The sequence below is a fragment of the Escherichia sp. E14V7 genome, from assembly GCF_004212225.1.
Classification (GTDB): domain Bacteria; phylum Pseudomonadota; class Gammaproteobacteria; order Enterobacterales; family Enterobacteriaceae; genus Escherichia.
Genome location: NZ_RHJJ01000001.1, coordinates 248,526 through 260,907, shown reverse-complemented (window position 1 = coordinate 260,907; position 12,382 = coordinate 248,526). Strand labels below are relative to the sequence as shown.

The 12,382-nt window shown below is 51.8% G+C and carries 12 protein-coding genes and 1 pseudogene; 4 read left to right on the top strand and 9 right to left on the bottom strand.

Annotated elements, in window-relative coordinates; genetic code table 11:
- Nucleotides 1-122: 122 nt before the first annotated feature.
- The 4 genes and pseudogenes from parC to ygiW form a co-directional block, all read right to left on the bottom strand.
- The gene (gene parC / locus D9741_RS01290) at nt 123-2,372 is read right to left on the bottom strand and encodes a DNA topoisomerase IV subunit A (protein ID WP_130218176.1); all 2,250 of its coding nucleotides are present in this window, start codon (nt 2,370-2,372) and stop codon (nt 123-125) included.
- A gap of 137 nt (nt 2,373-2,509) precedes the next feature.
- Nucleotides 2,510-3,484 (bottom strand): annotated as a pseudogene (locus D9741_RS01285) (ABC transporter substrate-binding protein); the annotation flags it as partial.
- A 27-nt stretch (nt 3,485-3,511) separates the two neighbouring features.
- The gene (locus tag D9741_RS01280) at nt 3,512-3,994 is read right to left on the bottom strand and encodes a GyrI-like domain-containing protein (protein ID WP_130218178.1); all 483 of its coding nucleotides are present in this window, start codon (nt 3,992-3,994) and stop codon (nt 3,512-3,514) included.
- A 51-nt stretch (nt 3,995-4,045) separates the two neighbouring features.
- Nucleotides 4,046-4,438, bottom strand: coding sequence for an OB fold stress tolerance protein YgiW (ygiW, locus tag D9741_RS01275; RefSeq protein WP_096251400.1), 393 nt, complete (start codon nt 4,436-4,438; stop codon nt 4,046-4,048).
- 151 nt (nt 4,439-4,589) lie between these two features.
- On the opposite strand from ygiW, the gene qseB reads away from it, so the two are divergent.
- From qseB to D9741_RS01255, 4 genes are all read left to right on the top strand, one after another.
- A complete protein-coding gene (gene qseB / locus D9741_RS01270) occupies nt 4,590-5,249 on the top strand; it encodes a quorum sensing response regulator transcription factor QseB (protein ID WP_130218180.1) in 660 nt (219 codons plus the stop codon).
- The gene (qseC, locus tag D9741_RS01265; RefSeq protein WP_130218182.1) at nt 5,246-6,595 is read left to right on the top strand and encodes a quorum sensing histidine kinase QseC; all 1,350 of its coding nucleotides are present in this window, start codon (nt 5,246-5,248) and stop codon (nt 6,593-6,595) included. Before qseB ends, qseC begins: the two co-directional genes overlap by 4 nt.
- A gap of 109 nt (nt 6,596-6,704) precedes the next feature.
- Complete coding sequence (gene mdaB / locus D9741_RS01260) at nt 6,705-7,286, top strand: NADPH:quinone oxidoreductase MdaB (protein WP_000065441.1); 582 nt, start codon at nt 6,705-6,707, stop codon at nt 7,284-7,286.
- Nucleotides 7,287-7,316: 30 nt separating this feature from the next.
- Nucleotides 7,317-7,631, top strand: a complete 315-nt coding sequence (locus tag D9741_RS01255; RefSeq protein WP_000633737.1) for a putative quinol monooxygenase — start codon at nt 7,317-7,319, stop codon at nt 7,629-7,631.
- Nucleotides 7,632-7,675: 44 nt separating this feature from the next.
- On the opposite strand, the gene D9741_RS01250 is transcribed toward D9741_RS01255, so the two are convergent.
- From D9741_RS01250 to D9741_RS01230, 5 genes are read right to left on the bottom strand one after another with little or no spacing between them, the layout of a single operon-like run.
- Nucleotides 7,676-8,563 carry a MurR/RpiR family transcriptional regulator gene (locus tag D9741_RS01250; RefSeq protein WP_000614953.1) on the bottom strand — a complete coding sequence of 296 codons (888 nt, stop codon included), beginning with the start codon at nt 8,561-8,563 and terminating at the stop codon, nt 7,676-7,678.
- On the bottom strand, nt 8,560-9,507 hold the full coding sequence (locus D9741_RS01245; protein WP_001305988.1) for an iron-siderophore ABC transporter substrate-binding protein: 948 nt from the start codon (nt 9,505-9,507) through the stop codon (nt 8,560-8,562). Before D9741_RS01245 ends, D9741_RS01250 begins: the two co-directional genes overlap by 4 nt.
- 10 nt (nt 9,508-9,517) lie before the next feature.
- A complete protein-coding gene (locus D9741_RS01240; protein WP_032144454.1) occupies nt 9,518-10,555 on the bottom strand; it encodes an iron ABC transporter permease in 1,038 nt (345 codons plus the stop codon).
- 8 nt (nt 10,556-10,563) lie between these two features.
- A complete protein-coding gene (locus D9741_RS01235) occupies nt 10,564-11,547 on the bottom strand; it encodes an iron ABC transporter permease (protein ID WP_130218184.1) in 984 nt (327 codons plus the stop codon).
- Nucleotides 11,544-12,353: an ABC transporter ATP-binding protein gene (locus D9741_RS01230; RefSeq protein ID WP_000940874.1), complete on the bottom strand. Its 810-nt coding sequence runs from the start codon at nt 12,351-12,353 to the stop codon at nt 11,544-11,546. The genes D9741_RS01235 and D9741_RS01230 overlap by 4 nt, the downstream gene beginning before the upstream one ends.
- Nucleotides 12,354-12,382: the final 29 nt, after the last annotated feature.

Below are 12,382 nucleotides of genomic sequence, written 5' to 3'. Positions count from 1 at the left end.
AAACAACGGTTTCAAGGGAATTTTTATTGTTTATACAGACTAAATGCGGCACCGGATGACGACTTCAACGTTTCATCCGGTTCACCTTTTTGACAGGAGAAGGTACGGCCCTCTCCTGCATTTTACTCTTCGCTGTCAGCGCGTCGCGGAGCGTCAATCTCGACGCGGTCGATACGCTGTAAACCACGCATCAAGGTGCCGCGACGGCCACGCTCACCGGTCACTTTCAGCAACTCTTCCGGGCGCAGTTTGATTTTGCGTTTCCCGACATGAATCGTCAGCGTACTTTGTGGGGGCAGGACATATAGATGTGCAAGACCATCCTCGCCACGAGCGGCTTCTGCCGACGGGATGTTAATGATCTTGTTGCCTTTACCCTTCGACAGTTGTGGGAGTTCACTGACCGGGAACATCAGCATACGTCCAGCCAGAGTAATCGCCAGCAACATATCGGAAGGATCCTGAATCACCACTGGAGGCATAACATGCGCGTTTTCTGGCAGAGTAATCAGTGCCTTACCTGCACGGTTACGCGCCACCAGATCGTTAAAGGTACAGACGAATCCGTAACCTGCATCGGAAGCCATCAACAGTTTCTGATCGTCGCTTTCCATTAGCATGTGATCAACGGTAGCGCCTGGCGGCAACGTCAGTTTACCGGTGAGCGGTTCGCCCTGACCACGCGCTGAAGGCAGCGTAATGGGGTCGATGGCGTAGCTGCGTCCAGTAGAGTCTACAAACACCACAGGCTGGTTACTCTTGCCTTTCACCGCAGCTTTGAAGCTGTCACCTGCTTTGTAATTCAGACCAGGGGCGTCGATATCATGACCTTTGGCACTACGCACCCAGCCCATCTGCGACAACACAATGGTAACCGGCTCAGACGGCAGCATGTCGTGCTCGCTCATCGCTTTCGCTTCTTCGCGTTCCTGCAGCGGCGAACGGCGATCGTCGCCATACGCTTGTGCGTCGGCCTGTAGCTCTTTCTTCAGCAGGTTATTCATTTTGCGCTCGGAAGCCAGAATGCCCTGCAACTGATCGCGCTCTTTTTCCAGCTCGTTCTGCTCACCGCGAATCTTCATCTCTTCCAGTTTGGCGAGGTGACGCAGTTTCAGTTCGAGAATAGCTTCCGCCTGAGTTTCCGTAATGCCGAAGCGCGACATCAGCGCCGGTTTCGGTTCATCTTCATTACGAATGATCTCAATCACTTCGTCGATGTTGAGAAACGCCACCAGCAAACCTTCGAGGATATGCAGGCGCTTGAGGACTTTCTCCAGACGATAGTTCAGACGGCGGCGTACGGTATCACGACGGAACACCAGCCATTCACAGAGGATTTCCCGCAGGTTTTTCACCGCCGGACGCCCATCCAGACCGATCATATTGAGGTTAATACGATAGCTCTTTTCCAGATCGGTGGTAGCGAAGAGGTGATTCATCACCTGCTCCATATCCACGCGGTTGGAACGCGGCACGATCACCAGACGGGTCGGGTTCTCGTGGTCAGATTCATCGCGCAGATCGTCAACCATCGGCAGCTTCTTGTTGCGCATTTGCGCAGCAATCTGCTCCAGCACGCGCGCGCCAGAAACCTGATGCGGTAGTGCGCTGATAACCACCGCGCCATCTTCTTTCTTCCACACCGCGCGCATACGCACAGAACCGCGACCGTTCTCGTAGATTTTACGGATCTCGGCACGCGAGGTAATGATTTCCGCTTCGGTCGGGTAGTCCGGCCCCTGCACGATATCCAGTAACTGGTCGAGCGTGGTATTGGGCTGCTCAATTAAGGCGATTGCCGCCTGAGCGACTTCACGCAGGTTGTGCGGCGGAATATCCGTCGCCATGCCGACGGCAATGCCGGTGGTGCCGTTAAGTAAAATATTCGGCAAGCGGGCGGGGAGCATTTTCGGCTCTTGCAACGTGCCATCGAAGTTTGGCACCCAATCCGCCGTTCCTTGCCCCAGTTCACTTAATAAAAGCTCGGAATATTTCGACAGGCGGGATTCGGTGTAACGCATTGCTGCGAACGATTTCGGATCGTCCGGCGCCCCCCAGTTCCCCTGCCCGTCCACCAGCGGATAACGGTAAGAGAATGGCTGCGCCATCAGCACCATCGCTTCATAGCAGGCGCTGTCGCCATGCGGATGGTATTTACCCAGTACGTCACCGACAGTACGAGCCGACTTTTTAAATTTGGCGGTCGCATTCAGGCCCAGTTCTGACATCGCATACACAATGCGGCGTTGAACGGGTTTCAGACCATCACCAATAAACGGCAACGCACGGTCCATGATCACGTACATGGAGTAGTTTAAGTAGGCGTTCTCCGTAAACTCATGCAGCGCAAGGCGCTCTGCCATATCGCTCATTAATTCTGATTCCTCAACTTATTCGCCAGCCTTCAAAGGGGCAATATTGCTGGAGATACTACATTATCTGCCGCGTCGAGTCACAGGAGATCAGCGTCATTAGCGCCGCCGGACGTGCTCCGGCGGCGATAAAGGCATCAATGTGCCTTGATATACAACTCTTTGCTGTAGACATAATCCTGAGGATTATGCAGCGGGAAACCGCCAACGTAGGGTTTAAGCAGTTTGATCAGCGGTTGATAGTAGATGGGAATGAGCGGAGCCTGCTGGTTGATAATGGCCTCGGCCTGTTGATACAGCACGTTACGTTTCCCCGCATCGGTGGTTTGCGCCGCCTGATTCAATAACGCGTCATACTGCGTGTTTTTCCAGTGACCGACGTTCTCTTCACTATCGCTTTTAAGCGTGTTCAGGAAGGTGGAAGCATCATTATACGTCGCATCCCACGACTGCCGCGACAACATGAAATCACCGCTACGCCGGGCATCAAGATACGTTTTCCACTCCATCGTGCGCAGCGTCACCTGTGCGCCAAGCCATTTTTTCCATTCGGAAGACAAGGCTATCGCCGTTTTCTCATGCAGATCGTATTTGTTGTAGAACAGTTCAAAGCGTAGCGGGTGAGAGGCGTCGTATCCCGCCTGTTTCAGCAATGCTTTTGCCGTCGCCACGCGCTCACTCATTGGCTGTTGCAGTTCATCGAACATCGGCGCGTTAAAGCCTTCAACTTCTGGCGGCGTCAACGTCGTTGCAGGGGTTCGCAGCCCAAGTACCTTTTGCGCGATTAACTGTCTGTCGACCGTCAAATATAACGCCCGCCGCACACGCACGTCGTCAAACGGCGTTTTCTGCATATTGAAGTTGTAATATTCGCTGTTCAGACGCGGGATAATCTGCAACTCGCCTGGCAACGATTTTTCGATAGCAGGAATTTTCTGCGCCGGAACCCAGGTCAGATCAACCTCTCCCGCGCGATAACGGTTATAGCCAGTGACCGAATTATCCAGCGCCAGATACTCGACCTGCTGCAAAACGGTATGCTCTGCATCGCGGTACTTAGAATTTTTGCGAGCAGTAATCTTTTCGTTAACGACCCACTTATCAAGCACAAAGACACATTTGGCTCACAAGATTCCCCATCACACCAACGGCACATAAACATCCGTTTCCAGTCGCTGCTCTGTCATCCCTTCGGCAAGATTGGTGTAGTGAAACAGGAGCGGTGCTTTACGCATTTTCTCACCACTTTCAGGAAGCCAGCGGCGAATGATGGCCCAGATGGTATGAGATATGTTATCCAGGTCGCCAACATGGCGGGCTACGGCATAACGTCCCGAAGTAAGTTCACCATTACTCACGCCATAACGATTATCCGGAATCGGTTCGTTAACGCTGCCACAGATATCAAAGCGAAATGCTTCAGGCGCGGTGGTGGCAGGATCGTCCCAGGCGACGCCAAAAGTCTGGCTTTGGTTAACAGGAGAAAGCCCCGTCTCTTTGCGCCACATGATAAATTTTGCCACGCTGTAGTTGAGTAACTCAGGGCTACAGCGATGTGGCAACATCGCCACGCGGGTTGAAGGGAAATCGATAATGTTTACATCCAGTGTCAGGTTTGTCATTTTGCCTCCCTGCGAAATTATTCCCGGGAACGCGTCCCGGGAGCGGTAAAATTACGGGTTTACTTTGCGGATCTGTTTAACGTCAATTTCAACAGAGTTCCAGTCTTTATCCACTTCGCCCTGAATCTCAACCGTATCTTTCGGCGTTACCGTCACACCGTTCCAGCGTTTGTGGTCGATATCTACATTGATGGTGCCGCTGGCATCTTTGAACAGATACAGATCGTCAGAGATGCGCTCAACGATATTGCCACGCAGAGTTACCCAGGTGTCGTCACGCAGAGATTTCGCGTTTTCTACGTTAGTTACGCTGCCGTTCGGCCCCTGGAATCCTCCGGTCTGACTTTGTGTTGCCGATGGGCCAGAAAAACCACCCTGCTCTGCTGCCATTACCGGTGCGCTGCACAGGGCCATTACTGCAATTGCTGCTGCGAATTTTTTCATGTTTGTTACTCCCTTTAATGTCTGTTTCCGAGTATTAAACAAGATAGTCCTTAACAACTTCTTAAGGAAAAAAAAGAAAATTTAGGGCTGTACAGAGCACGTTACAACACGGTTTACTTGCAACAAATACAGTTATCGCAGGGATGAAAAGATGCGAATTTTACTGATAGAAGATGACATGCTGATTGGCGATGGCATCAAAACAGGTCTGAGTAAGATGGGTTTTAGCGTCGACTGGTTTACGGAAGGCCGTCAGGGAAAAGAGGCGCTTTATAGCGCGCCTTATGACGCGGTGATCCTTGATCTCACCTTACCGGGAATGGATGGTCGCGATATTTTACGCGAGTGGCGGAGTAAAGATCAGCGTGAACCGGTACTGATTCTCACCGCTCGCGACGCTCTGGCCGAACGCGTGGAAGGTTTGCGTCTGGGAGCCGACGATTATCTATGCAAACCTTTTGCATTGATAGAAGTGGCCGCCAGGCTGGAAGCTCTGATGCGCCGAACCAACGGCCAGGCCAGCAACGAGCTGCGCCACGGTAACGTCATGCTCGACCCCGGCAAACGTATCGCCACGCTGGCTGGCGAACCCTTAACGCTGAAACCAAAAGAATTTGCCCTGTTGGAATTACTGATGCGTAACGCCGGTCGGGTACTGCCGCGCAAACTGATTGAAGAAAAACTGTATACCTGGGACGAAGAGGTCACCAGTAATGCCGTCGAAGTGCATGTACATCACCTGCGGCGCAAACTTGGCAGTGACTTTATTCGTACTGTTCACGGTATAGGCTACACATTAGGTGATAAATGAAATTTACCCAACGCCTTAGTCTGCGAGTCAGACTGACGCTGATCTTTTTGATTCTGGCCTCGGTGACCTGGCTACTCTCCAGCTTTGTCGCCTGGAAACAAACAATTGATAATGTCGATGAGTTATTCGATACCCAGTTGATGCTGTTTGCCAAGCGGTTAAGTACGCTCGATCTTAACGAAATCAACGCGGCAGATCGTATGGCGCAGACACCGAATAAATTAAAACACGGTCACGTAGATGATGATGCACTGACCTTTGCTGTCTTTACTCACGACGGCAACATGGTCCTTAACGATGGCGACAATGGAGAAGATATTCCCTACAGCTATCAACGTGACGGGTTTGCTAACGGGCAACTGGTAGGTGAAGACGATCCCTGGCGTTTTGTCTGGATGACGTCACATGATGGTAAATATCGCATCGTTGTTGGCCAGGAGTGGGAATACCGCGAAGACATGGCGCTGGCGATTGTCACTGGACAGCTCATTCCCTGGCTTGTCGCGCTGCCTATCATGTTGATCATCATGATGGTACTACTGGGTCGTGAACTCTCGCCACTAAACAAACTGGCTCTGGCGCTACGTATGCGCGATCCTGACTCGGAAAAACCGCTCAACGCTGACGGTGTACCCAACGAAGTGCGTCCGCTGGTCGAGTCGCTGAATCAACTTTTCGACCGTACACATGCGATGATGGTTCGTGAACGACGCTTTACCTCCGATGCCGCTCACGAACTGCGTAGCCCGTTAACCGCGCTGAAAGTACAAACCGAAGTCGCACAGCTTTCTGACGACGATCCGCAGGCACGAAAAAAAGCACTGATGCAATTACATTCCGGGATCGATCGCGCCACACGCCTGGTTGATCAGTTGCTCACCCTGTCGCGGCTCGACTCACTGGATAACCTTCAGGACGTCGCGGAGATCCCGCTTGAAGACCTCCTGCAATCGTCGGTGATGGATATTTACCATACAGCGCAGCAGGCAAAAATTGACGTGCGGCTGACGCTCAATGCCCACGGCATCAAACGCACCGGACAACCGCTATTGCTAAGTCTACTGGTACGAAATCTGCTGGATAACGCAGTACGTTACAGTCCACAGGGCAGCGTGGTGGACGTCACTCTGAATGCAGATAATTTCACCGTAAGAGACAACGGCCCCGGTGTGACACCAGAGGCACTGGCGCGAATTGGTGAACGTTTCTACCGCCCACCAGGACAAACCGCTACCGGCAGCGGGCTTGGGCTATCGATTGTCCAGCGGATCGCCAAATTGCATGGCATGAATGTTGTGTTTGGGAATGCAAAACAAGGTGGATTTGAGGCGAAGGTGAGCTGGTAGTGGTGATATTTTTGCAAAATTCGCAAAAGACTTTGCACATTTTGCTAATTTCACCGCACCGCTCTGTGACGTACTATAGTCGGCAAACGTCTCACCCTGAGGATAAAAAATGAGCAACATCCTGATTATCAACGGCGCGAAGAAATTCGCCCACTCCAATGGTCAACTGAACGACACCCTGACCGAAGTCGCGGATGGTACGCTGCGCGACCTCGGGCATGATGTCCGCATCGTTCGCGCCGAGAGCGACTACGATGTCAAAGCCGAAGTACAAAACTTTCTCTGGGCTGATGTGGTGATCTGGCAGATGCCAGGTTGGTGGATGGGCGCACCGTGGACGGTGAAGAAATATATCGATGATGTGTTCACCGAAGGTCACGGCACGCTGTATGCCAGCGATGGTCGTACCCGCAAAGATCCGTCAAAAAAATACGGTTCTGGCGGCCTGGTACAGGGCAAAAAATATATGCTTTCCCTGACCTGGAACGCACCAATGGAAGCCTTCACCGAAAAAGATCAATTCTTCCACGGCGTCGGCGTTGACGGCGTGTATCTGCCGTTCCATAAAGCAAACCAATTCCTGGGTATGGAACCGCTGCCGACATTTATCGCTAATGATGTGATAAAAATGCCTGATGTTCCCCGCTATACTGAAGAATATCGCAAGCATCTTGTAGAGATTTTTGGTTAACTAGGGCTCTGGCTTTAGAAGGAGTTAACCATGATTACAGTAATTGCAGAAATCCGTACTCGTCCTGGTCAACATCACCGTCAGGCGGTATTGGATCAGTTTGCTAAAATCGTTCCAACCGTACTGAAGGAAGAAGGTTGCCACGGCTATGCGCCGATGGTGGATTGCGCTGCTGGCGTGAGTTTCCAGTCTATGGCGCCGGACTCTATCGTGATGATTGAGCAGTGGGAAAGCATCGCGCATCTTGAAGCGCACTTGCAGACCCCGCACATGAAAGCGTACAGCGAGGCCGTAAAAGGCGATGTGCTGGAGATGAATATCCGCATCCTGCAACCGGGGATTTAACCTTCCTGAAAAGAGGCCGGTGTTGCTACCGGCCTCAGGTCAGATTAGCCATTCTTTCTTCCCGTTTTCAAACCCCGATGGAAATCGTTAATTCGCTTAATGGTTTTAACCGCACGCTGCGGCATCGCGGAAGCCACCGACCAGACAATCATTTCCAGGCACAACAATACCGTACCATGTAGTGGCGTTTTCCCCTTTTCATCCCCGCGCGGAACATGAATCACGATACTGGCGTCTTTGCTAAAACGTGAATCCAGCGCGTTTGTCAGCAAAATAACAGGGATCCCCAGCCGTCTCGCTTCACGCAGCGTTGTCAGTCCTTCCCGGTGCGCAGATTTTTGCGCCATCATGATCAGAACATCGCCACGTTGAAGCGCGATCAGTTGCTCGGCAAGGCCAATACCCGTACGGTTTAGTGCCGTGGCAGGTAAGCCTATGCGGTTGAATAGTCGTGCGGTATAGTCCGCCAGAATACCCGAAGCGCCAATGCCAAAAATTGCGACTTGCCGTGCCTGCACCAACAACGCTACAGCTTGAGCAAGCGCGTGGCGGTTTTCAGGCTCTGACAGGACATTACAGGTATACAAATGCCCTTCAAGAACAAAGTCGATTGCGGTGTTAACATCGCTCGTCAAGTTACTCACCGTCGTAGACATCTTTTCGCTGGAACTAAGGGCTGGACCAAGCCACTGTTCCAGAGTGCGTTTCAGATCACGCAGCCCGGCAAACCCCAGGGCCTGTATAGCCCTGATAACTGTGGCATCGGAAGTGTTCAACGTGGCCGCAATTTCCATCGCCGTTTGCTCGAGTACCACTTCACGATGCTCATTAATGTAGCTGGCGACAGCTCTTAACCCAGGCGTTAACTGACTCGCGCGAGTGCGAAAACGCTCACCATAAATATCAACCCGCGTTTTGTCTTTCTGGATCATTTAGCCTCCGGTAGAGGTCGTCCCGCAATTTGTGATTGTATCTGCGCAGCCATCAGCCCCAGAGATGCAAAGGAGTTAGAAATCGCCTCTTCACGAGAAATCAGCACATAGCGCCCGGAACGACAGGCCGTCAGAAACTGACACCATCCCGGCATGACTTTTTCCATTGCTGCCAGCTCATCCTGAGGTTTACCACCGGTGTCACCGCGCCAAGTTGCAAAAACAAAATCGGCATCCAGTTCAGGTAAACGCTCCGCGCTCACATCCATTCGTCCACCTTCAGGAATGCTCTCAATCAGCGGCGGAAAGCGAAAACCAGCATCGCGTAATACCCGCCCCAGCGAATGATAGCTATGCATCACATTAATTTTTCCCTGATTTGCCTGAATCACCGATACCGTTATTTTTTGGCTGTCCAGCGTCGCCTTCAGCGCATTGATTTGTGCCTGATAGCGGCGTTCAAGTATCGCCAGCTGCGACTGCGTTCCTGTAAGTTCTGCCAGCTTGCGGTAGATTTCTGGCGCGCCCCCTTTGAGATGATCAATGCTCACCGTGGGCGCAATTTTTTCCAGTTGTTCAATGGGCGTATTACGGGTCGGTTCTGTGATGATCAGATCAGGCTTTGCCGCCACAATCGCTTCAATATCAATATCAGCGGTGCCAATAAAAGCGATCGATGAATTATCAAAGTCGACACCTGTCAATAACGCGCCTGATCGAATGAAATGGCTACCGTCAGGCCGGGTTCGCCCGTGGCTGGCGACAGGTGGTACACCGAGCTCAATCAGAGGAATAGTGATATCAAGATCGTGTAAAGAGACAATTCTCTTTGGATGAGCAGGAACAGTGACTTTGCGCCCTAAATCATCAGTAAAGACCTGAACAGGTTCTGTCGCGCGGGCAAAGAATGACAACAGTATCAGCAGAGAAAAAAATAAACGCATATAACTCCCGTTAAAAACTGTTCCTGCGCTGCCAGAGCAGTAGCAAAAAGAATGGTCCACCAATCAATGAAATAATGATTCCGGCAGGCAGTTGCAAAGGCAAAAAAGCCAAACGACCAATGCTATCCGCCAGGATGACTAACAACGCCCCCGATACGGCGCTCCCCAGCAGTAATGTCGTCTGCCCGCCACGTAGAATAAAACGTGATATATGGGGTGCTATCAATCCGACAAAACCGATGTTACCAACACACGAAACGCAGACGGCTGTCAGGATTATTGGTGCGGCGACACGTAGCAACGCCAGACGAGAACTATTCACCCCTAACCCGGTGGCAACCTGATGACCAAGCAGAGCGATATCCGCCGTCCTGGCGGTGAACAGCAATAAAAGAGCGGCTGGCAACATCCAACAAGCTGAAATACCGACTAACATCCAGTTAGCTGCATGCAGGCTTCCCGATAGCCACATCAATGCAGTTTGTACATCTCGAACATCTGCAGTGGTCATAAATACACCGATACCGGCGGCGAAAAACCAGGAAACACCAATGCCAATCAGAACAAATCGCGGACGGGAAATATCGCGCGCGCAAAAAATCACGATTAAAGCCACCAACAAGCCACCAGCAAGACCAGCCACTGGACGCCAGAACATTCCCAGCATTGGAAACTGGAAAATCAGCCACAGCACCGCCACGCTACATCCTTCTTTGACGCCGATTAAACCGGGATCGGCAAGGCCGTTACGCGCAATGGATTGCATTGCGGCCCCCGCCATACCTAACATGGCCCCGCATAGCAATGCCATGATGACTCTCGGCAAGCGAATATCCTGCACAATATAACGTGCGTCTGTGCTTACGTTTTCAGGAGAGAACAATGCTCGTCCTACTTCTGATGCCGGGACGGAGAAAGAGCCATGCATCAGACCGAATATCAGTATTCCAACCGCAAACAGAAACAGCCCACCAAGCAACACCAGATTTTTAGGGCGTACCAGTGTCGAAAACTTACCAACACGTAGTGGGCGTAGCCCGACGTTCATTATCCGACTCATTTGAACATCCTCGTCGCCATAATGACAAAAACGGGCGCACCAACTAACGCTGTCATGACACCGGTTGCTAACTCATGGGGCGTGAAAAGCGTCCGGGCAATAATATCTGCCAGTAATAACAAAAGCGCGCCGACACAAGCTGAAAGAGGGAGCAGAACGCGCAGATCCGCTGATACCAGACGCCGGACAATCTGCGGTACCAACAGGCCGACAAAACCAATGGGGCCAGCAATCGATACGGCTGCGCCACAGAGCAACGCGATCGCAAGCAGGGTAAATGTTCGCGTGCGCAGTACCGAGACGCCCAGCCCCTGCGCCATGCGATCGCCCAGTGCCAACATGTTAAGAGAGGGCGCAAGGTAAAGGGCTAACACAAATCCCCCCAGAGAAAACCAGGCGGACGTACCCAGCGTCGCCCAATCCTGCCCCGCTAAATCACCTGCTAGCCATGTCCGCATCGCCAGCAGCGTTTGTTCGTCAAGAATCAGGATTGCAGCCGTTATTGAGGACACGAACGCCGATAGCGCCACGCCGCATAAAGTAACTTTCATTGGCGTTAACCCTGAACGCCCTGCGGAGGAAAGCAGCAATATCAACAGGAACAATAACGCGCCCCCCGTAGATGCCAGCAGTGGGCGTCCAACCGGAAAGGCCAGTCCAAGCGCACTGGCGGCAACGACAGCAAGAGCGGCTCCGGCATTTAAGCCTAAAATATGTGGCTCCCCCAATGGGTTACGAATGACAGCCTGCAACAAAGCACCGGCAACACCAAGAGAAGCACCGGTAAGCAATGCTGCCGCTAAACGCGGCAAACGGAGTCTTACAATTACGTTGTGATCGAAGTTTTGCGAATCAAAATGAAGAAATGCCTGCAACACCGTTTGTGGTGCAATAAATCGGGCACCAATCCCTGGATATACCACGCATCCCACCAGCAGTAAGGCGAGGAAAATTACAGTAACCAGCCCTGTGCGCATCATACTTTTTCTACACCACGAAACGGCATGAAGAACGGTTTTCCCGTCAGAGGATTTATTGATGCGTGAACATCAACGTCAAAGACAGCTTTTACCAGCTCAGGTGTGCAATGCTCCCCCTCATTCAACACACGCACCACTTTCCCCTGGCGTAAAAATATCAACGTATCGCCATAATTGACGGCAAAATTCAGATCATGCAACACCACGACGACTGTACGCCCGTGATGACGCGTTAAATCATGTAATAACTCAAGAATTTCAACCTGATAACGTAAATCAAGCCAGGTTGTGGGTTCATCCAGCAGGATATAAGGCGTCTTTTGCGCCAACACCATCGCAATCCAGCAACGCTGGCGCTGCCCACCAGAGAGTTTTTCAACCGGTAAATGTGCAAACTCCTGCGTACCGGTTAATTTCAGGGCCTCTTCTACCGCCTGCTCGTCGGCGTCGCTCCATTGACGTATGAAATTCTGCCAGGGAAAACGCCCACGCGACACCAGTTCATAAACGGTTAAGCCCTCCGGCAATAATGGCGACTGCGGCAAGATCCCAAGTCTACGGGATAACGCTTTCGTTGGTTGCTCGTGAATCGCTTTACCATCCAGCAATATTGAGCCGCCCATAGGTTGCAAGATACGTGCAATGGTGCTGAGCAACGTCGACTTTCCACAGCCGTTTGCCCCAACCAGAACGGTCATTTTTTCTGTGGGAACGGAGAAAGAAACACCATCAACAATGATTTTCTTGTGATACCCGGCAGAAACATTGTCGAGGATCAGCCCCTGCCCTTTTGCGTTATGTGCCACGTGTACGCCAACTTAATCAAAGACAAACA